At 71.3% G+C, this 20,068-nt stretch carries 16 protein-coding genes; 9 read left to right on the plus strand and 7 right to left on the minus strand.

The genetic code is table 11. The features are described 5' to 3' along the window. Nucleotides 1-103 precede the first annotated feature (103 nt). Nucleotides 104-316, plus strand: a complete 213-nt coding sequence (locus tag AAHG09_RS04505) for a hypothetical protein (protein WP_342105666.1) — start codon at nt 104-106, stop codon at nt 314-316. 14 nt (nt 317-330) lie between these two features. Here the strand turns inward: AAHG09_RS04505 and uvrB are convergent, their stop codons facing one another. After that, entirely contained in the window at nt 331-3,114 is a 2,784-nt protein-coding gene (uvrB, locus tag AAHG09_RS04510) for an excinuclease ABC subunit UvrB (RefSeq protein WP_342105668.1), read from the minus strand. Nucleotides 3,115-3,405: 291 nt separating this feature from the next. On the opposite strand from uvrB, the gene AAHG09_RS04515 reads away from it, so the two are divergent. The 7 genes from AAHG09_RS04515 to AAHG09_RS04545 all read left to right on the plus strand — a co-directional run bounded on the left by AAHG09_RS04515 (nt 3,406) and on the right by AAHG09_RS04545 (nt 9,166). Next, complete coding sequence (locus AAHG09_RS04515; RefSeq protein WP_342106203.1) at nt 3,406-4,023, plus strand: hypothetical protein; 618 nt, start codon at nt 3,406-3,408, stop codon at nt 4,021-4,023. Beyond that, nucleotides 4,013-4,399 carry a transcriptional regulator gene (locus tag AAHG09_RS04520; protein ID WP_342105669.1) on the plus strand — a complete coding sequence of 129 codons (387 nt, stop codon included), beginning with the start codon at nt 4,013-4,015 and terminating at the stop codon, nt 4,397-4,399. The genes AAHG09_RS04515 and AAHG09_RS04520 overlap by 11 nt, the downstream gene beginning before the upstream one ends. A 77-nt stretch (nt 4,400-4,476) precedes the next feature. Beyond that, a complete protein-coding gene (locus tag AAHG09_RS04525; protein WP_342105670.1) occupies nt 4,477-5,199 on the plus strand; it encodes a di-trans,poly-cis-decaprenylcistransferase in 723 nt (240 codons plus the stop codon). 46 nt (nt 5,200-5,245) lie between these two features. After that, complete coding sequence (gene coaBC / locus AAHG09_RS04530) at nt 5,246-6,466, plus strand: bifunctional phosphopantothenoylcysteine decarboxylase/phosphopantothenate--cysteine ligase CoaBC (RefSeq protein ID WP_342105671.1); 1,221 nt, start codon at nt 5,246-5,248, stop codon at nt 6,464-6,466. Nucleotides 6,467-6,724: 258 nt separating this feature from the next. After that, nucleotides 6,725-7,141 carry an FKBP-type peptidyl-prolyl cis-trans isomerase gene (locus AAHG09_RS04535; protein ID WP_342105673.1) on the plus strand — a complete coding sequence of 139 codons (417 nt, stop codon included), beginning with the start codon at nt 6,725-6,727 and terminating at the stop codon, nt 7,139-7,141. A 35-nt stretch (nt 7,142-7,176) separates the two neighbouring features. Further along, complete coding sequence (locus AAHG09_RS04540; protein ID WP_342105674.1) at nt 7,177-8,547, plus strand: Wadjet anti-phage system protein JetA family protein; 1,371 nt, start codon at nt 7,177-7,179, stop codon at nt 8,545-8,547. Then, a complete protein-coding gene (locus AAHG09_RS04545; protein ID WP_244006529.1) occupies nt 8,540-9,166 on the plus strand; it encodes a DUF4194 domain-containing protein in 627 nt (208 codons plus the stop codon). The genes AAHG09_RS04540 and AAHG09_RS04545 overlap by 8 nt, the downstream gene beginning before the upstream one ends. Nucleotides 9,167-9,344: 178 nt before the next feature. Here the strand turns inward: AAHG09_RS04545 and AAHG09_RS04550 are convergent, their stop codons facing one another. Next, nucleotides 9,345-11,021, minus strand: coding sequence for a methyl-accepting chemotaxis protein (locus tag AAHG09_RS04550; protein ID WP_342105675.1), 1,677 nt, complete (start codon nt 11,019-11,021; stop codon nt 9,345-9,347). 175 nt (nt 11,022-11,196) lie between these two features. Here AAHG09_RS04550 and AAHG09_RS04555 point away from each other — a divergent pair, with 175 nt between their 5' ends. Continuing rightward, nucleotides 11,197-14,634, plus strand: a complete 3,438-nt coding sequence (locus AAHG09_RS04555) for an SbcC/MukB-like Walker B domain-containing protein (protein ID WP_342105676.1) — start codon at nt 11,197-11,199, stop codon at nt 14,632-14,634. Nucleotides 14,635-14,828: 194 nt separating this feature from the next. Here the strand turns inward: AAHG09_RS04555 and AAHG09_RS04560 are convergent, their stop codons facing one another. The 5 genes from AAHG09_RS04560 to AAHG09_RS04580 all read right to left on the minus strand — a co-directional run bounded on the left by AAHG09_RS04560 (nt 14,829) and on the right by AAHG09_RS04580 (nt 19,986). Beyond that, the gene (locus tag AAHG09_RS04560; protein WP_342105677.1) at nt 14,829-16,127 is read right to left on the minus strand and encodes a flavin monoamine oxidase family protein; all 1,299 of its coding nucleotides are present in this window, start codon (nt 16,125-16,127) and stop codon (nt 14,829-14,831) included. A 48-nt stretch (nt 16,128-16,175) separates the two neighbouring features. Next, on the minus strand, nt 16,176-16,460 hold the full coding sequence (locus AAHG09_RS04565) for a hypothetical protein (protein ID WP_342105678.1): 285 nt from the start codon (nt 16,458-16,460) through the stop codon (nt 16,176-16,178). 91 nt (nt 16,461-16,551) lie between these two features. Then, the gene (gene clpA / locus AAHG09_RS04570; RefSeq protein ID WP_342105679.1) at nt 16,552-19,035 is read right to left on the minus strand and encodes an ATP-dependent Clp protease ATP-binding subunit ClpA; all 2,484 of its coding nucleotides are present in this window, start codon (nt 19,033-19,035) and stop codon (nt 16,552-16,554) included. A 38-nt stretch (nt 19,036-19,073) separates the two neighbouring features. Continuing rightward, a complete protein-coding gene (gene clpS, locus AAHG09_RS04575; RefSeq protein ID WP_342105680.1) occupies nt 19,074-19,427 on the minus strand; it encodes an ATP-dependent Clp protease adapter ClpS in 354 nt (117 codons plus the stop codon). A 226-nt stretch (nt 19,428-19,653) separates the two neighbouring features. Continuing rightward, nucleotides 19,654-19,986 carry a phasin family protein gene (locus tag AAHG09_RS04580; RefSeq protein ID WP_342105681.1) on the minus strand — a complete coding sequence of 111 codons (333 nt, stop codon included), beginning with the start codon at nt 19,984-19,986 and terminating at the stop codon, nt 19,654-19,656. Nucleotides 19,987-20,068 lie beyond the last annotated feature (82 nt).

Consider the following 20,068-nt stretch of genomic DNA (forward strand, 5'->3'; position numbering starts at 1 on the left):
CGGTGCGGCGCTGCGGTTCAGCGTGCCCGGGAACAGTTTTGCCGCGACGCTCGTTCCAGCCCCCTACCGATGCCGGAAGACCCGGCGTCTCGGGAGTGCAACGATGCCCCGACCGTTCGAGCCCTACGCCGACGCGCTGCGCACCGCCCGCGAGATCGTGCGCGAGCAGGCTGGGACCCTGGTCGAGGCAGCGGTCCAGAAGGACTCGCAGGCCTACGACGAGGCCTGCAATGGTCTCGTCGTCCGCATCGCGCAGGCGATCGTGGATGCCGGCGAAGTGGCATCGGGCTATCGCCGGGACCACGAAGCCGCCTGAGACGTGCCGGGCGATCACCCCCGCCGCCGTCCCCCGCCACCCTTGTACTTGGGCTTCTGCCCGCCGAGCCCCTGCGTCGAGCGCGGCTTCGGCCGCTCCTGCCAGGCCGGCGCGAGGCCGCCGACCGGCAACTCGCGATCCGTCCCCGGCCCCATGTTGTCGAGGTCGGGCTTGGCGATCCGGCTGCCCCCGCGCGGCGGCTTCCGGCCGAACTTGCCGGCCTCGCGCTCGACGTCGCCCTGCCGGGCCATCGGATCGTCGGAGACCAGCAGCTCGGTCGCCTGAAGCCGCTTGAGCTCGTCGCGCAGGCGGGCCGCCTCCTCGAAGTCGAGATCGGCGGCGGCCGCCCGCATCCGCTTCTCCAGATCGGCCAGCACGGCCTTGAGGTTGTGGCCGACCGTGATGGCGTCCTTGGCCAGCCCGGTATCGACCTGGACGTGGTCGCGCTCGAACACGCTGCTGAGGATATCGGCGATGCCGCGCTTCACGCTCTGCGGCGTGATCCCGTGCTCTTCGTTGTAGGCGAGCTGCTTGGCACGGCGGCGCTCGGTCTCGGCCATCGCCCGCTCCATCGAGCCGGTGATGTTGTCCGCGTACAGGATGCAGCGCGCGTCGGCGTTGCGGGCAGCGCGGCCGATGGTCTGGATCAGCGAGGTCTCCGAGCGCAGGAAACCCTCCTTGTCGGCATCCAGGATCGCCACCAGGGCGCATTCCGGGATGTCGAGGCCCTCGCGCAGCAGGTTGATGCCGATCAGCACGTCGAAGGCGCCGAGCCGCAGGTCGCGGATGATCTCGATCCGCTCCAGCGTGTCGATGTCGGAGTGCATGTAGCGCACCCGGACGTTGTTCTCGTGCAGGTATTCGGTGAGATCCTCGGCCATGCGCTTGGTGAGCGTGGTCACGAGTGTCCGGTAGCCGGCCTGCGCCACTTCGCGGACCTCGCCCAGCAGATCGTCGACCTGGCTGCGGGCCGGGCGGATCTCGATCACCGGATCGACGAGGCCGGTCGGGCGGATCACCTGCTCGGCGAAGACGCCGCCGGTCTGTTCCATCTCCCACTTGCCGGGCGTCGCCGAGACGTGGACCGTCATCGGCCGCATCGCGTCCCACTCCTCGAAGCGCAGCGGGCGGTTGTCGAGGCAGGAGGGCAGCCGGAAGCCGTATTCGGCGAGCGTCGCCTTGCGGCGGAAGTCGCCCCGGTACATGCCGCCGATCTGCGGCACGGTGACGTGGCTCTCGTCGGTGAACACCAGGGCGTTGTCGGGCAGATACTCGAACAGTGTCGGCGGCGGCTCGCCCGGCTTCCGGCCGGTGAGGTAGCGCGAATAGTTCTCGATGCCGTTGCAGGCGCCGGTGGCCTCGATCATCTCGATGTCGAAGGTGCAGCGCTGGTCGATGCGCTGCGCCTCGATCAGGCGGCCCATCTTGGTGAGCTCCTCGATCCGGCCCTTCAGCTCGGTCTTGATGCCCTTGATCGCCTGCTGCAGCGTCGGCCGCGGCGTCACGTAGTGCGAGTTGGCGTAGACCTTCACGAACTTCAATTCGGAGAGGGTCTTGCCGGTCAGCGGGTCGAACTCGACGATGCTCTCGACCTCGTCGCCGAACAGGCCGATCCGCCAGCCGCGATCCTCCAGGTGGGCGGGCCACAGCTCGATCGAGTCGCCGCGCACCCGGAACGTGCCGCGGGCGAAATCGGACTGGATCCGCTTGTACTGGAGCGCCACGAGATCGGCGATCAGCTGGCGCTGCTCGATCCGCTCGCCGAGCGAGACCGTGAACGACATCGCCGTGTAGGTCTCGACCGAGCCGATACCGTAGATGCACGAGACCGATGCGACGATGATCACGTCGTCCCGCTCCAGCAGGGCGCGGGTGGCGGCGTGGCGCATCCGGTCGATCTGCTCGTTGATCGAGGATTCCTTCTCGATGAACGTGTCGGAGCGCGGGACGTAGGCTTCGGGCTGGTAGTAATCGTAGTAGGAAACGAAGTACTCGACCGCGTTGTCGGGGAAGAACGCCTTGAACTCCCCGTAGAGCTGCGCGGCCAGCGTCTTGTTGGGCGCCAGGATCAGGGCCGGGCGCTGCGTCTCCTCGATGATCTTGGCCATCGTGAAGGTCTTGCCGGAGCCGGTGACGCCGAGCAGCACCTGGTCGCGCTCATGGGCCTGCACGCCGCCGACCAGTTCGGCGATGGCCTTCGGCTGGTCGCCGGCCGGCGTGAACTCGGATTTCAGCGTGAACCGGACGCCACCCTCGGATTTCTGCGGCCGATCCGGCCGGTGCGGAACCCAGGTCTGGCCATCCTTGAACAGCGGGTTGCCCTCGGTGAGCAGCCGCTCGAGGGCCGTGATCGTGGCCGAGGCGCCGCCGTCGCCGCCGGGATCGGGCAGGTCGGCCCCCTCCGGCACCGGGCCGTCCTCGGGCGGGGTCAGGCCGAGCGCCTGGGCGAGGCGCGGGTCGACATCGGCCGCGTCGCCCAGGGCGAAGCCGGCCTGCGGCGCCTCCGCGAAGCCGTCGCGCGCGATCTCCGCCCGGCGGGTGGCGGCCTGCGAGGTCCCGCGCTTGCCGGTGTCGTTGCGGGTGTCGTTGCCGCTGGCCTTGCCGCGCCCCTTGGGCTTGCCTGGACGCGCAGGCGTCTCGGCCGGCGGCTCGGGCGGCGCGTCGATCGGCGGCGGCCGGTTGCGGTTGAGCGCCGGGTTCAGCAACGCGGCGAGATAGGTATCGAGCGGCTTCAGCTCGGGCTTCGACGCCTTGGCGGACGAGGCCGAGACGGAGCGCGATTTCTTCGGAGCGGGCATGAGTCCAATATGGGCCTGTCGGGCGTCGCGAGAAAGCCTGCCGGGCCGGGAGTTTTTCCCGCACCGGGCCGTCCCCCGAAGCGGCGGAGCGGATGTCTGTCGCGCTGCGGCCATTCATGAAGATACTCAACGGAATACAACCGTTAGGTAGTCTTCACGAAATTTATGGCCGGAAAAGCCAATTTCGTATCTGGCAAATCGGGCGTTGAGCCGATCGAATTGGCTTGCGACGGATGGCAAGGGCCGTTACTTTGCGGCGCAAAGCACGATGTAGGCTGGGGCGTGAAACGCATGCAGGACTTGGACAAGGCCTTGGCCGACATCGTGGCGATCCGCTCGCAGATCGCCCGGGACACGACCTTCCGCGGGGTGGGCGCGGCGACGGTCGCAGCCACCGGTGGCCTCGCCCTGGCTTGCGCGGCGGGTCAGGCCCTGTGGCTCGGTGACCCGGCGGTGCGGACAGGCCTGTTCTTCGGCCTCTGGGTCGCGGCCGCGCTGGCGGCCTTCGCGATGATCGGCATCAAAGCGGTGCGGCGGACCCGCCGCCTGCATTCCGGCCTGGCCGACGCCATGGTGTGGAACGCCATCGAGGTCTTCCTGCCGGCGGCCGGCGCCGGGGCCTGCCTCGCCCTGGTGATCGCCCGGTTCGCCCCCCAGGAGGTCTGGATGCTGCCGGGCCTCTGGCAGGTTCTGGTCGGCCTCGGCCTGTTCGCCTCGGCGCGCATCCTGCCCCGGGGCGTCCAGGGCGTGGGCGCGTGGTACCTGCTCGCCGGCCTCGGCGTGCTGGCCTTCTCGGCGGAGACGCGCGTCCTCTCCCCCTGGACGATGGGGCTGCCCTTCCTGGTCGGCCAGACCTGGCTGGCTGCGATCATCCACCACGGCGCCGGGGCCTACGACGATGGCCTCTGATCGCGACGACGGCCGCTTCTCCTACGAGGGGCTCGACCGGATCATCCACGAGCGGGCCCGGCTCTCCGTGCTGACCTCCCTGGTGGCCCACCCCAAGGGGCTGCCCTTCCCGGATCTGAAGCGCCTGTGCGGTCTGACCGACGGCAACCTGAACCGCCACCTCGCGGTTCTGAGCGAGGCGGACTTCGTGACACTCCAGAAGGGGTTCGCGCAGAACCGTCCGCAGACGGTGTGCCGGCTGACCGCCAGCGGCCGCCAGCGCTTCATCGGCTATCTCGGCGTGCTGGAGCAGGTCGTCCGCGACGCCGCGGAGGCCGCCGAGCCCGGGCCGGAATCGGGCCGGCGCGGACTCGATCCGGCCACGAAACCGGCGTGAGACTGTTGAATCGTTCCAAGACTGTTCATGCCGCCCCGATTAACTCCACCGATACGCTCTGGCCGGGAGACCATACGATGCACAGTGAGGCGGCGCCGAAGGCCCTGCACGCCGCGATCATCATGGACGGCAACGGGCGCTGGGCGACGCAGCGCGGCCTGCCCCGGCTCGCCGGGCATCACCGCGGCGTCGAGGCGATCCGGCGGACCGCCGAGGCCTGCCCGGATCTCGGCATCGGCACGCTGACCCTCTATGCCTTCTCGGCCGACAACTGGCAGCGCCCGGCCGAGGAGGTCGGCGGCCTGATGCGGCTCCTGCGCTCCTACCTGCGCAACGAGACACAGCGGCTCGCCCGCACCGGCACGCGTCTGTCCGTCGTCGGCCGCCGCGACCGGCTCCCGGCGGGCATCCCGGAGGCGATCGCTGCGGCGGAGGCCGCCACCGAAGCGGGGACCCGCCTGCACCTGCGGATCTGCGTCGACTATTCCGCCCGGGACGCGATCATCGCGGCGGCGCGGCGCCTCCAGAGCGAGGAGGCGGTGACGCGCGAGGATTTCGGGGCCCTGGTGGCGGGCGAGATGCACGGCTCCCCCGTCGAGGTCGACCTGCTGATCCGCACCGGGGGCGAGCAGCGCCTATCGGACTTCCTGCTGTGGGAGGCGGCCTACGCCGAGCTGCACTTCACTGAGCGGATGTGGCCCGATTTCGGCCCCGAGGACCTCGCCGAGGCCATGGCGGAGTTCCAGCGCCGGGAGCGCCGGTTCGGTGGCTTGAAGACGGCGGTCCCCGCGGCCGCCTGAGCCCCCCGCTTGACGCGCGCGCCGCGGCGCGCAGAGGGTTTCTCTCATGAACGAGACCCTCGCCGAGCGCCGCGTCCTCCTCGTCATCGGCGGGGGCATCGCGGCCTACAAGGCCCTCGACCTGATCCGGCGCCTGCGCGAGCGGGGCGCCAGCGTCTGCCCGGTCCTGACCAAGGGCGCGCAGGAATTCGTCACGCCGCTCGCCGCCGCGGCGCTGGCCGGCGAGCGCGCCCATACCGACCTGTTCGACCGGGCCAGCGAAGCCGAGATCGGCCATATCAAGCTCGCCCGGCATGCCGACGCCGTGGTGGTGGCGCCCGCCACCGCCAACCTGATGGCCCGGATGGCGGGCGGCCACGCGGCGGATCTCGCCACCACGATCCTGCTGGCCACGACCCTGCCGATCCTGATCGCGCCGGCCATGAACGTGCAGATGTGGGCGCATCCGGCGACCCGCCGCAACCGCGCGACCCTGGAGGGCGACGGCGTCCACGTCGTCGGCCCCAATGCCGGCCGGATGGCGGAGCCCGAGACCGGCCCCGGCCGGATGGCCGAGCCGCACGAGATCGCCGACGCCCTGGAGCGGATGCTGGGCGGGGGCGCCGGCCGCCCCCTCGCCGGCCGGCGGGTGCTGGTGACCTCCGGCCCGACCCACGAGCCGATCGATCCGGTGCGCTACATCGCCAACCGCTCCTCCGGCCGCCAGGGCCACGCGATCGCGCGGGCCGCCGCGCAGGCCGGCGCCGCCGTGACGCTGGTCTCCGGGCCGGTGGCGATCCCGGACCCGCCGGGCGTCACGGTCATCCGGGTGGAGACCGCCCGGGACATGATGGCCGCCGTCGAGGCGGCGCTGCCGGCCGACATCGCGATCTTCGCCGCCGCGGTGGCGGATTGGCGCCCCGAGCTCGAGGCCGGCACCAAGAAGATCAAGAAGGACGGCACCGGCCCGGCGCCGCTCGCCCTCGCCGAGAACCCCGACATCCTCGCCACGATCGCCCGCAAGACGGTCGGGCGCCCGCCCCTGGTGGTGGGCTTCGCGGCGGAGACCGACGCGGTGCTGGACCACGCCCGGGCCAAGATCGCCCGAAAGGGTTGCGACCTGATCGTAGCCAACGACGTCTCGGCGGAAGGCGGTGTCATGGGTGGGTCCGAGAACACGGTCCACCTGATCCAGCGGGACGGCGCGGTGGAGACCTGGCCGCGCCTCGGCAAGGACGAGGTCGCCCGGCGGCTGGTGGCGTATCTCGCGGGGATGGTGGCGGGGTGAAGGCGATCGTTCCTATGATGGAACCGGCAGTCGAGATTTGCCACGCGCCCTCCCTCCCTCGCAGGGGCTGCTACCGGATTCCCATAACTTCGTTCGAGGACGAGCGCGAAGGGTTCCGCAACCCTCCCTCCCCCCTCTGCGGGGGGAGGGAAACGCGCGGCGCCGCCACACCAGCCCCCGCCCTGGCCTCAACCCTTGCGAGTCGCTAGAAGGCGCGGCGACGGCCGGCGCGAACGGCGCCGGCTCCAGGGAGAAACCATGCCTCGCCTGTCCCTCATCGCCGGAGCCGCGTTGATCGCCATGAGCACTGCCGCCACTGCCGAGACCGTCACGCTGCCCTCCGGGCTGAAGTACCAGGACGAGGTCGTCGGGACCGGGCCCGAGCCGAAGCCCGGCCAGCAGGTCACCGTCCAGTATACCGGCTGGCTCGATGAGGGCGGCAAGAAGGGCAAGAAGTTCGACTCGTCCCGCGATCGCAACCAGCCGTTCTCGTTCCCCCTCGGCGCCGGCCAGGTGATCAAGGGCTGGGACGAGGGCGTCGCCACCATGAAGACCGGCGGCAAGCGCACGCTCATCATCCCGCCGCAGCTCGGCTACGGCGCCCGGGGCGCCGGCGGCGTGATCCCGCCGAACGCCACCCTGATCTTCGACGTCGAGCTCCTCGGCGCGAAGTAAGGTCACGGCTGCGCGGACCGCGAGAGTCCCAAAACATGCTGTTCGCGCAGCTGCCCGATGAGCTGTTCAAGCCGCTGGCCTCCCCGAGCCGCGGCTTCAACGCGGCCCTGCTGCTGCATCTGCACCGGCGCGTCCTCGGCGCCGAGCCGGTGCGCAAGGCCGAACTGCTCGCCGAGATCGGCGACTTCGCGGCGGGCTGGAGCGATCCGGAGGTCAGCGGCGACGAGCCGATCTCAGCCGATCCCACGGAACGCCGCACCGCCCTCTACCGCCGCCTCCTCGATACCGGCTGGCTGATCGAGCGCCGCGAGCGCTACGTGCCGGTGGTCGAGTTCGACCCCGAGGCGCGGCTCCTCCTGGAAGAACTGTCCCGGCTCGAACGGGGCGAGACCCGCTCCTACGGCGGCGCCGTGCTGGAGGTGCTGGGCGGTCTGGAGAGCGCCCTGTCGGATCCCGGCAGCCGCTCGGAGGCCCTGGCGAACGCCGCCCGGGCGTCGGCCGCCTTCCTGGCCCACGTGCGCGGCCTCGCGGCCGGGATGCGCAAGGTCGAGGAGCGCATCCTGCGCGAGCCCGACCGGGCCAAGACCTTCCGGCTGTTCTTCGAGGATTTCGTCGAGCGCCACCTGATCAGCGATTACCGGACGCTGCACACCCGGTTCAACCCGTTCCGCTTCCGCGCCAGCGTGGTGCGCGAGGCCGGCCGGGCGTTGCGCGACGCCCTCACGGTCCGGGCGCTGGCCGAGGGCCTGATCCGCGAGGGCCGCAGCCCCGATCTCGACGCCGCCCAGCGGGCGGTGCGGGCCGATCTCGCCCAGATCCTGACGGTGTTCGAGGGGCTCGACAACCACCTCGACGCGGTCGATGCCGTGGTGGCCCGCCTGGAGCGCCGGATCGCCGCGGCGCTCCACGTCATGGACCGGCCGGATCCCGGCGGCGTCGAGCGCGCCGCCGCCATGCTGCGCGCGGTCGGCGCCGCCGAGATCGCCCCCGAGGTGCCGGCCGACGTCTCGCTCCTGCGCCCGCCGATCGGCCACGCGCATCTCCAGATGCCGCGGGCCCGCAAGCTCGCCATCGACATGGAGCCCCTGCCCGACATCGAGGACGATCCCGTGGTCGACGCCTTCGCGGCCGCCAAGGCGGAGTTCCGCCGCCGCACCACCGTGACGCCGGAGAGCATGAGCGCCTTCGTGGAAGCCCGGCTCGGCAAGGCTTTGCGGCTGCGCGGATCCCAGATCGCCATCGCGACGGTGGACGACTTCATCGTGTTCCAGCGCCTGCGCGAGATCGACGTGCTGTTCGACGCGCAACTCGGCGCGCGCTACGCCCTCACGCGCCTGCCCGAGCGCGTCGCCAACGGCTGGCTCGACTGCCCGGATTTCCTGCTGGAGCGGCGTCCCGGTGCTTGAGGGGTTCCGCGCCATCATCGACGGCGACGAGCCCGCGCCCCCCGGCGCCCGGGCGCCGGATGCCGAGGAACTCAGCCGCGCCCTTCAGGTGTTGCTGAAGGGGCAGGTGATCTACGCCGACACGCCGAATATCGGCCGCTCCTACGAGCTCGCCCGGCACTACGCGCCGTTCTTCACCGACTACTTCGCGTGTCTCGGCTACGCGCTGACGGTCTCCCACCGCGACCAGATGGTGTCGCTGAGCCCGGCCGCCGACGCGCCGCGCCACGACATCGTGTCGGAGCGCCTGCGCAAGGACGAGACCCTGGTGCTGCTGGCGTTGCGGCTCCTCTACGAGGAGGGCCTGCGCGACCATCGCGTCGGCACGGACGGGATCGTCGAGTGCACCACCGACGAGATCGTCGAGAAGATCCGGACGGTCGCCCGCAACGAGCCCCCCGAGGAGGGCCGGCTCGCCGACATCCTGCGACTCTACGCGCGCCGCGGCGGCCTGCGGCTCGGCGAGCGCGACCGCGTGGAGCGGGTGACGCCGCTCGCGCTCCTGCCGGGCGTGGCGGTTTTGGCCTCGGATGCGTGGCTGGAGCGCCTGCGGGCTTGGACCGAGGCCGGGGAGGCCTGATACCGATTCCGGTAGAGCGTGTTGGGTTTCCAAAGGGCGTCGCCCTTTGGTGGGTCGTCAGGGCAACGTCCTGACAGATCGGGCGAAGCCCGACAGCAGGGCGCTGCCCTGCACCCGCAAAAGGTCACAGACCTTTCGAAACCATGACTGTTCGAAAGCCACCGATCGGGAGGAGGCTTCAGGCCGCCCGCACCGTGGCGAGAAAATGCTCCACCTCGCTCCCCAGCCGGGCCGCCTGCTCGGCCATCTCGGAGGCCGCGCGCAGCACCTGCCCGGCCGCCGCACCAGTCTCGTCGGCCGCACCCGCCACCTCCGTGATGTTGACCGTGACGGCGCCGGTTCCGGCCGCCGCCTGGGCCACGTTGCGGACGATCTCCTGCGTGGCCGCCCCCTGCTGCGCCACCGCGCTGGCGATCGTGGTCGCCGTGGCGTCGATCTCGCGGATCCGCCCGGCGATGCCGTCGATGGCGCGGACGGCGTGGTCGGTCGAACCCTGGATCTGGTCGATCTGGCGGCTGATCTCCCCGGTGGCCGTCGCGGTCTGCTCGGCGAGCTGCTTCACCTCGGCGGCCACCACCGCGAACCCCTTGCCGGCCTCGCCGGCCCGGGCCGCCTCGATCGTCGCGTTCAGGGCCAGCAGGTTGGTCTGCCCGGCGATCGCGGCGATCAGCGTCACCACCTCCCGAACCGACCGGGCACCGCTGCTCAGCGCCTGCACCAGATCGGTGGTCACCCCCGCCTCGCGGACCGCGACCTGCGCCAGGTCCGCCGAGGCCACCACCTGACGCCCGATCTCGTCCACCGAGGATCCGAGTTCCTCGGCCGCCGCAGCCACGGTGTTGACGTTGGCGGCGGCCTCTTCGGCGGCCGTGCGCGCATCGCCGGAGCGGTCCGCCGTCCGGGCCGCCGTCGCGGTAAGTGCTTGCGCGGTCGCCTGGAGCTGCGTCGCTGCCGCCGCGACCGTGCGGACGATGCCGCCGATGGCCGCCTCGAACCGCGCCGCGAGGTCGCGCAGGCCCTGGCGGCGCTGATTCTCGGCCTCCGCGCGGGCGCCGGCCGCCTCGGCCTCCAGGGTCCGGGTCTGGATCAGGTTCTGCCGGAACACCTGCACGGCCGCCGCCATGGCGCCGATCTCGTCCCGCCGCCCGGCATAGGGCACCGCCGAATCCGTGTCGCCGCCCGCGAGTCGCCGCATGGCGTCGGTCATCACGGTGATCGGCCGCGAGACCCCGAGCAGCGCGTACAGCGTGGCTCCCAGGCCGACCACCAGCATGACGGCCAGGATGACGATGGTCGTCGAGACGGCGCTGGCTTGGCTCTCCCGGGCGGATCGGCCGGCCTCCGCGACGGTCCTGACATGCCGCTCCACCAGCGCGTGCGCGGCCGTTGCGGCGTCCTGGTAACGGGTGTTCATGGCCCCGCGATAATAGGCCATCGCCACCTCGCGCTGGCTGAGGCTCATCGCGCGTAGCCGCTCCCAGGCGTAGTGCTGGGCCTTCTGCGTGGCGACCAGCCTGTCGTAGAGGGCCTGCTCGTCCGGCGTGGCGATCCGGGCCCGGTAGGCCTCGACCAGGGCGGCCCGCTCCCTCAGCAACGCCTCCACCCCCGCGCGGCTGGCATCGCGCTCGGCCTCGGTGTCCGCCGTGGCGACGCGCACCTGCAGCAGGCGCGCTTTCACGGTCAGCGCGCTGATGGTTTCCGCCGCATCCAGGGATGGCAACGCCCTGTCGAGCAGTTCCGACAGTTGATCATCGACGGATTTCATCCGCGTGATCGTCGTTCCGCCCTGTATCGCAGCAAAAACGAGCAAGAACAGGAACAGGATGCTGAGTTTTGTTTTTATGCTCGCGGTCATGTTCTTGTCGGATCGCCGGAATTGGGGGGGACGATACCCCTGATGCCTTCGCGAGCAAACTGACGGCTCGCGCAGAACTTGAGTCGTCTTGGCCTCTGTCACCGGCTTGCATACGCCGGCGAACCCGGCCAACTGAGCCCGTTGATTTCCGAATCCGGGCCGGCTCACCGACATCGTGTACGTCCTCACCGATATCGCCATCTCGAACTGGTATTTGATCCGCCGCGAGCAGATCCGGCTGCGCGGTGCGGCGGCGCTCGTCGGGCCGACCGGGGCCGGCAAGTCGACCATCTTCGACGCGGTCGGCACGGTGCTGGCCGGCAACAATGCCAGCCGCCTCGCGCTGAACGCCTCGGCCTCCGGGCGCAGCGCCCGCACGGTGCGCGATTACTGCCTCGGCTGGATCAGCGACCCGGCGGAGGGCGGCCGCCCGACCCGGGAATCCTGCGAGACCGTGCTGGCCCTGGTCTTCGAGAACCCGGCGTCGGGCCGCGTCGTCACGGTCGGGCTGGCGCTCGCGGCCCGGGCTGTCGAGCCGAAGGAGACCGTGCTGTCGCGCTTCATCGCGGTCGGGCACCGGTTCGAGATCGCCGATTACGCCCGCACCGCCCCCGGCGGCACCTACACGGCGCCCTGGAGCGAGATCGCCGGGGACCTGCGCGCCAAGGCTTCGAGCTTCACCGAGTACCGGACGTCCGGCGAGCGCTTCACGGCCGACGTGCTGGCCACCCTGCGCGAGGGCGCGCCGGCGCCGGAACCGCGCCATTTCCTGCGCAGCTTCGCCAACGCGGTGGCGTTCAAGCCGATCTTCGACACGAGCGCCTTCGTGCGGGCCTTCGTGCTGGAGCCGGAGCCCCTCGACGTCGACCGCGTCCGCCAATCGATCGCCAACTGGCGCCGCCTGTTGGAGACGATCGCCGAGCTGGAAAGCCGTCTCGCCCGCCTGCGCCGCCTGAAGGATCGCTACGAGGCCTGGAGCGAATCGATCCTCGACGCCGCCGCCCACGAGCTGAACGCGGCCTGCGCCGAATTGCGCCGCCGCAGCCTCGACCTCGTGGCGGTGCGCACGCGCCTGCGCGAAGGGTCCGACGCCCTGCGCATCGCCCGGGAGCGCGTCGCGGCGAGCCGCGGCTTCGTGCGCGACATCGACGGGGAGATCGCCGAGAAGAAGGCGCTCGCCGTCGCCAGCGCCGCCGAGGGGCGGCTCGCCGCCTCGACCCTCGGTCTCTCCATGCTGGAGCGCGACCGGAAGGAGCTGATCGGGCGGATCGCCGATCTGGTCGGGCTCGTGGGCCAGATGGGCAAGCTCCAGCCGGTCGCTCCCATTCTGCGGCAGAGCTGCCCCCAGGCGGCGCGGCTCGCCGAATCCTGCGCCCGGGCCGGGCTGCGCCGGGAATCGCCGCCCGAAGAGATTTTACGTCCCGAGGGGCCGCTCGCCGAGCTGATCGACGGGCTGGCGCGGCTGCCCGAGTTCGACGAGGCCCTGGAGCGGGCCGCCGAGGACGCGGCCCTGAAGGCGCGCGCCCAGGAGAGCGAGGCCGAGCGCACCGCGCCCCGCACCGGTGCCGGCCCGGCGGCGCGCCTGTCCTCCGACACTCTGGCGTTCCGCGGCGAATTGGAGCGCCGGGGCATCGCAGGCGTGCCGATCTGCGAACTCGCCGAGATCGTCGATCCCACTTGGGGTCCGGCCCTCGAAGGCCTGCTCGGCCGCGCCCGGGAGGCGCTGGTGGTCGAACCGGACCGGCTCAACGAGGCGCTCGGCGTACTCCAGGGGGGTCGCGACCGCTTCCACCGCTGCATCCTGGTCAAGACCACCGACACCGCCAAGCAGCGCGCCCGCCGCTACGACGACGGGCCGCTCACGGTGATCGAGACGAGTGACCCGCACGCGGAGGCGTTCCTGGGGGTGCGGCTCGGCGGCTACGACCTCGCCAGGGACGACGCCGAACTGGCCCGCCTCGCCCGGGCGGTGGCGCCGAGCGGGCGGACCACCGCCGGCATGGCGTATTCGGTGACCCGCAGCGTCGATCTGCTGATGACCCGCGGCCATCGTGGCCCGACCGTCGACAGCCGGCGGCTGCACGAGGCCGCGGTGGCGGAAGCGCGGCGCCTGCGCGGCGAGGCGGCGGTGCTGCGCGAGGCCGCCCGCACGGCGGCCGCGATCCGGGCCCGCATCGCCCGGGGTCTCGACGACATCGACACGCTGCGCGCCGAGCTCGACGGGCTCGACGGTCGGCGGCGCACCCTCCAGACCGAGCGGGAGGGGATCGAGAAGCGCGACACCGCCGGGCTCGCCGCCGAGATCGCCGCGCTGACGACGGAACGGGTCGCCTATCTGCGCGAGCTGTCGGAGGAGTTGGAGCCGAAGCTCGACCGCCTGCTCGCCGACGAGGCGGCGCTCCGCGCCCGGCTGGTGACCATGCGCGAGGCCGCCCGCGCGGCGCTCTCGGCCCGGCGCGCGGCCCTGCGCCAGCTCATGGGCGGCGATGCCGCCCGTGTCCGCGTCGCCCGCTCCGAGGCGTTCGACGTCGGGGTGATCGCCGGGGCCCGGCGGGCGCTGGCGGGCCTCGACGCCAAGGCCGCCGGCTCCCGGGCGACCGCCGAGCGGGGCCTCGCCCGGGAGACCGCGGAGGCCGCGCGGTCGCACGGGCGGATCGCCGAGCGGGAGCTGGCGGAGGCCTGCGCCGCGTGGCGGGTCGAAAATCCCCTGAACCAGGGCGACGCGCCCGCGATCGACGGCTTCGCCTGGGTCCGGCGGGAATACGAGGCCGTCGAGGGCCACGAATTGCGGCGCTACCGGGCGCAGGCCGAGCGGGCCGAGGTCGAGATGCGCCGCCTCATGACCGAGGATCTTCTGACGCGCCTCGCCGACCGGTTCGAGCGGGTTCAGGCCCGGCTTGAGGCGCTGAACGAGCGGCTCTCGGCCCGCAGCTTCACGGGCCAGACCTACGCGTTCGAGGCGGCGGTGGACCGGCGCTACGCCGCAGTCCACGCGCTCGCCACCGAGACCGCCCGCTCCCCCGAGGCCGCGCAGGCGCTGCTCGACGGCGCGGCCGAGGGGCCGATGGCGGCGGCGCTCGCCGAGATCACCGCCCTCATCGCGGGCGAGGAGGATGCGGCGCGGCTGGCCGATTACCGCAACTACTTCGTCTACGAGATCGGCATGCGCGACCGGGCGGGCAACCGCACAACCATGTCGGCGCGGGCCCTGCGGGGCTCGGGCGGCGAGGCGCAGGCGCCGTTCTACGTGGCGATCGCGGCTTCGCTCGCGAGCGCCTACTATCCCGGCGACCGGCCGGGGGACGAGAATCCGGGCCTCGGCCTCTGCCTCCTCGACGAGGCCTTCTCGAAGCTCGACGTGCGCAACAGCCAGGCGCTGGTCGATCTCTACCGGGCCTGGGGCCTGCAGCTGCTGATCGCGGCGCCCGAGGACAAGCGCACGACGCTGACCGAGGTGATGGACACCATCGTCACCGTCTACAAGAGCCCGGACCTGACCTCGGTCCGGATCGAGGCCGAGCACCCCCTCGAGGCAGCCCGCCGGGCGCTGCACGCGATCAACCCCGATCAGGTGGGCATCGAGGGGTTTCGACAGGCGGATGCGGCGGAGTGAGGGTGAGCGAGCGGGCGGCTTCGAAGCTCTCGCTCACCCGCAAAGCCGCCGGATTCAAGCTTTGTTCAGTTGGCTGACGATGGCCGCGAAGCCCCCTCTCCCCGCAAGCGGGGAGAGGGGCTGTCACAACGGTTCCCGAAGGAGATGTGTCAACATTGGAGCCTCCAGAGGGGGGTGGGAGAGTGAGCTGCGCCCTACGCACCCAGCGCCTTCAGCACGTCCCGCGCGGCCCGCTCACCGTCGAGCGTCGCCCCGCCGACCGTCATGGCGCCGCCGCCGGCCAGGGCCTCGCCGGCCAGGAACACCCGGCCGCCCACCGCCGCGCGCAACCGCTCGCGGGCCTCCGCGTGGCCCGGCGCCACGATGGCGTAGGAGCCTTGGGCGTAGGGATCGGTCCACCAGCCCGCCAGCCGCCCCGCCAGTACCGCGCCCCGGGCCTTGCCGCCCAGGATCGCACCCAGGCGCTCGGTGGCGAGCGCCAAAGCTGCCGCTTCCCCCGCGCGGCACAGGTCGCGGGCGCCGTCGCCTCCGAGATTGGCCACCGCCAGGGGGCGCCCGAACGGTCCCATCTCGAAATACAGCGTCGGACTGCCGCCGGCGATCGAGACCGCATCGCCGAACGCCGCCGGATCGATCCTGGCCGGATCGAGGCGCAGGCCGATCTTCGTGTAGGCGCCCATATGCAGCCCATCGAGCGCCGCCCGGTGGATCTCGGGCAGGTCTGGCGCGAAACGAAGGGTGCCGGATTTCAGGACCCCGACCGGAACCGTGACGATGACGGCCGCCGCATTCAGCGCACCCTGCGCCGTCTCGACCCGGACCCCCGACCCGGACCAGTCGATCGCCTGCACAGGACAGCCGAGCTTCACCGGGACGTCGGCGAAGTGGCGCGCCACGAGGTCGCCGTAGCCGTCGACCCAGAGGTCGGTGCCGGACCAGAGCCGATCGTAATCGACCGCCGAGACCCGCTCGGGATCCTCGCCGAGCGACAGGCGGCTCAAGCCCGCCACGGCCTGCTCGGCATTGGGGCCGCCGGCGCGGGCCGCCTCGGCGAGCGACGGGTCACCGCCCTTCGGCTGGAGCAGCGCGTCGAGGCCGGAGAAACCCGACCGTCTCGCCGCCCGCTCGGCATCGGTGGCGGGGCGACCGTCGACGGTGAGCGTGCGCGCCCAGCCGTCCTCCCGGGCGAACCGCGACCCCGCCGCCCGGGCGATCGGCGCCCAGGGGTTTTGCTCGGCCCAGTGGATGTATTCGGCGCCGGCATCGAACCGGCAGTCCGGACCCAAGGCCATATCGGTGAACGCACGGCCGCCGATCCGGTCCCGCGCCTCCAGGACGGTGACGCTCTGCCCCGCCTCCCGCAGACGCTTCGCCGCCGCAAGACCCGCGGATCCGGCGCCGACCACCGCCACGGTGCCGCCGCGCGCGCCCGCACGGAGCGCCGGGGCGGCAAGCAGCGGGGCCGCGAGGATCGTGCGTCGGGTCGGTCGCATGGCGGTTCCTCGGTCGGGCCCCGGGGCCGCTGATCGGGGACCTGCGCGCTAGCCCCGCGCGCCCGGATTGCTCGAGCGCTTCTCCATCATCGTCTTGACCTGCATCAACTGGTCCCAGACCTGACCCGGCGAGGTGCCGAAGAAGCTGAAGCTCGCGCTGACGCCCAGATAGATGCCGACACAGATCACCGGCACCAGAAACCAGGCAAGGATCTCCTCACCGCGCTTCCGGCGGCGGCGGCGCAGGCGGCGTTCCTCCCGCCAAGTCGGCTTTCTCGAAGGCGCCTGCTGCGTGACGGGGGACAAAGGCCCCTCGTGCAGGTTGTCGGTCATTGGGCGCCTCCTCGCCGCGGCGCTGTCGCGTCGCGGCGGTCATAGACCGGCGGCCCCTCCGCAGGAAGGCCGCCGGACGGCGTGTGCACCATTAGGCACGCACGAGTGGCACCTTCGGCACGGTCCGGACGCCGCCGCCTGAACCGCCGCCGCCCTTGTCGTCCTTGGGCGTCTTCTTCCGCGCCGCCGTGCGGGGCTTCGCCCGCTTGTGACGCTTGGCGGCGTTGGTGACGTCCTTCTCGGGCTTCGGGGTCACGGGACCGGCCGGGAAGTCGAAGCCGAGGCTGTCCTTGGCACCGGCCTTGGCCTCCGCGTCCTCGGGCTTGCGCACCACCACCTTGACCGCGCCGCCATCCTTCAGCTTGCCGAACAGCACCTCGTCGGCCAGCGGCGTCTTGATGGTCGACTGGATCAGCCGGGCCATCGGACGCGCGCCCATCGCGTCGTCGTAGCCGTGCTCCACCAGCCACTCGCGGGCCTCGTCGGAGAGCTCGATCGTGACGTTGCGGTCGGCGAGCTGCGCCTCGAGCTGGAGGACGAACTTGTCCACCACCTTCGCCACCACGTCCTTCGGCAGGTGGCCGAACGAGATGATCGCGTCGAGACGGTTGCGGAATTCCGGCGCGAACAGCTTGTTGATCGCCTCCACGTCGTCGCCCGTCCGCTTCGACTGGGTGAAGCCGTAGGCCGACTTCGCCAGGTCCGAGGCGCCCGCGTTGGTGGTCATGATGATGATGACGTTGCGGAAATCGACCTGCTTGCCGTTGTGGTCGGTCAGCTTCCCGTGGTCCATCACCTGCAGCAGGATGTTGAACAGGTCCGGATGCGCCTTCTCGATCTCGTCGAGCAGGAGCACGCAGTGCGGGTGCTGGTCGATCCCGTCGGTCAGCAGGCCGCCCTGGTCGAAGCCGACATAGCCGGGGGGCGCGCCGATCAGGCGGCTCACCGTGTGGCGCTCCATGTACTCGGACATGTCGAACCGCAGCATCTCGACGCCCAGCGAGGCGGCGAGCTGCTTGGCGGCCTCGGTCTTGCCGACGCCGGTCGGGCCCGCGAACAGGTACGAGCCGATCGGCTTGTCCGGGTCGCGCAGCCCGGCCCGGGCCAGCTTGATCGCCGAGGTCAGGGCCTCGATGGCGTTCGGCTGGCCGTAGACAACCCGCTTCAGGTTCTCGGTCAGGTGCTGGAGCACCACCGCGTCGTCCTTCGAGACGGTCTTCGGCGGGATCCGGGCCATCGTGGCGATGGTCGCCTCGATCTCCTTGATGCCGATGGTGCGCTTGCGGCGCGCCTCCGGCACCAGCATCTGCGAGGCGCCGGTCTCGTCGATCACGTCGATCGCCTTGTCGGGCAGCTTGCGGTCGTTGATGTAGCGGGCCGACAGCTCCACCGCGGCCTTCACGGCCTCGGTCGTGTACTTGAGCTTGTGAAACTCCTCGAAGTACGGCCGCAGGCCCTTCACGATCTCGATCGTGTCGGGGATCGACGGCTCGTTGACGTCGATCTTCTGGAACCGGCGCACCAGGGCCCGGTCCTTCTCGAAGTACTGGCGGTACTCCTTGTAGGTAGTCGAGCCGATGCAGCGCAGCGTGCCCGAAGCCAGAGCCGGCTTGAGCAGGTTCGACGCGTCCATGGCCCCGCCCGAGGTCGCACCGGCGCCGATCACCGTGTGGATCTCGTCGATGAACATGATGGCGTTCGGGTGCGCCTCAATCTCCTTCATCACCTGCTTGAGGCGCTCCTCGAAGTCGCCCCGGTAGCGGGTGCCGGCGAGCAGCGTGCCCATGTCGAGGGAGAAGACGGTCGCGTCGGCCAGAACCTCCGGCACCTCGTGCTGGATGATCTTGCGCGCCAGACCCTCGGCGATCGCGGTCTTGCCGACGCCGGGATCGCCGACCAGCAGCGGGTTGTTCTTCTGCCGGCGGCACAGGACCTGGATCGTGCGCTCGACTTCGGAATGGCGGCCGATCAACGGGTCGATCTTGCCGTCGCGCGCCTTCTTGTTGAGGTTGACGCAGTAGGCGTCCAGCGCGTCGCCCTTCTTCTTGGCACCGCGGGGATCGCCCTCGTCGCTCGGACGCTCGGAGGCGCCCTCCTCCTCGGCGCCGCGGACGGGCTTCGCCTCGGAGGCGCCGGGGCGCTTGGCGATGCCGTGGCTGATGTAGTTGACCGCGTCGTAGCGGGTCATGTCCTGCTCCTGCAGGAAGTAGGCGGCGTGGCTCTCGCGCTCGGCGAAGATCGCCACCAGCACGTTCGCCCCGGTCACCTCCTCCCGGCCGGAGGACTGGACGTGGATCACCGCGCGCTGGATCACGCGCTGGAAGCCCGCCGTGGGCTTGGCGTCCTGCCGCCCGTCGCCGGTGAGGTTGGAGAGTTCGGTGTCGACGTAGTCGATCAGGCTGCGCTTGAGCGTGTCGACCTCGACGTTGCAGGCGCGCATGACCGCGGCCGCATCCTGATCGTCCACGAGGGCGAGCAGGAGGTGCTCCAGCGTCGCGTATTCGTGCCGGCGCTCTCCCGCGAGCGCCAGGGCGCGGTGGAGAGCTTGTTCTAGGCTGCGTGAGAAGCTTGGCAAAGCTGGCCTCTGTCCTTCGTGCCTACCGCGAACGGCGCCTACTTTTTTTCCATAACGCACTGGAGAGGATGTTGGTGTTTGCGCGCGAAGTCCATGACCTGCGTCACCTTGGTCTCCGCCACCTCGTAGGTGAAGACCCCGCACTCGCCGACCCCGTTCTGATGCACGTGCATCATGATCTGGTAGGCGTCCTCGTGGCTCTTGTTGAAGAACCGCTCGACCACCAGCACGACGAACTCCATCGGCGTGTAGTCGTCGTTCAGGAGCAGGACCCGGTAGAGGCTCGGCCGCTTGGTCCGGGGCTTGGTGCGGGTGATGATCGCCGTGTTGGACCGATCGTCGCCACCCGGCGCGCGCGAGCCGGAGGCCGTGACCGGCTGCTCGGTCCTCATCGAACGTGCGGTGCCCTGTTGGGGGACCTGTCTCATGTGCGTCGAACCGATCCCTCGATTGGAGCGGGCGTCGCCGATCCTGGCGGGCGAAGCTGTCCTGGCCCTGCCCGGAGCAACGCGCGGCTCCGCTACCGTTAATCTACAGACGGTGAGCCGACTTCGCCAGACGCCTGCGCGCGTTTGTCCGTCCTGCTGAGCTTGCGTCGGGCGCACGGCGGCCGCCCCGTTAATGCGCCGGGGCCGCAGGTGGTGCCGGCGGTGGCCGCAGGAGATCGGCGGCGAGCGCCGCGATCAGGTCGGCGGTCACCGTCGACCGCGCCGACAGGCGGGCGCCGGCCCGCTGCAGATAGGCGGACTGGATCGCCAGGACCTCGGCCGGGTTGCGGCACGCGGCGAGCGTCCCGGCCGTGGCCGTGACGTCGTCGAGGCCCTGCTTGAGGGAGTCGGCCCATTCGATCCCGAGGGTCTGGGCGGCCCGCCCGGCGACCCCGAGCCGCCGCCACGGCGCGCCGAAGCCGGCCGGGTACGGGAAAGGCGAAGGGGCGTCGCGTGTCAGCATGGCCGAACTCCCGGCCGCCGCCGGGCCGGCGTGGCTCGGGTGGCGGTATCGGATCCGATGCGGACTGTGTGCGCCGCATCGG

The sequence above is a fragment of the Methylobacterium guangdongense genome (genome assembly GCF_038442355.1).
GTDB lineage: Bacteria > Pseudomonadota > Alphaproteobacteria > Rhizobiales > Beijerinckiaceae > Methylobacterium > Methylobacterium guangdongense.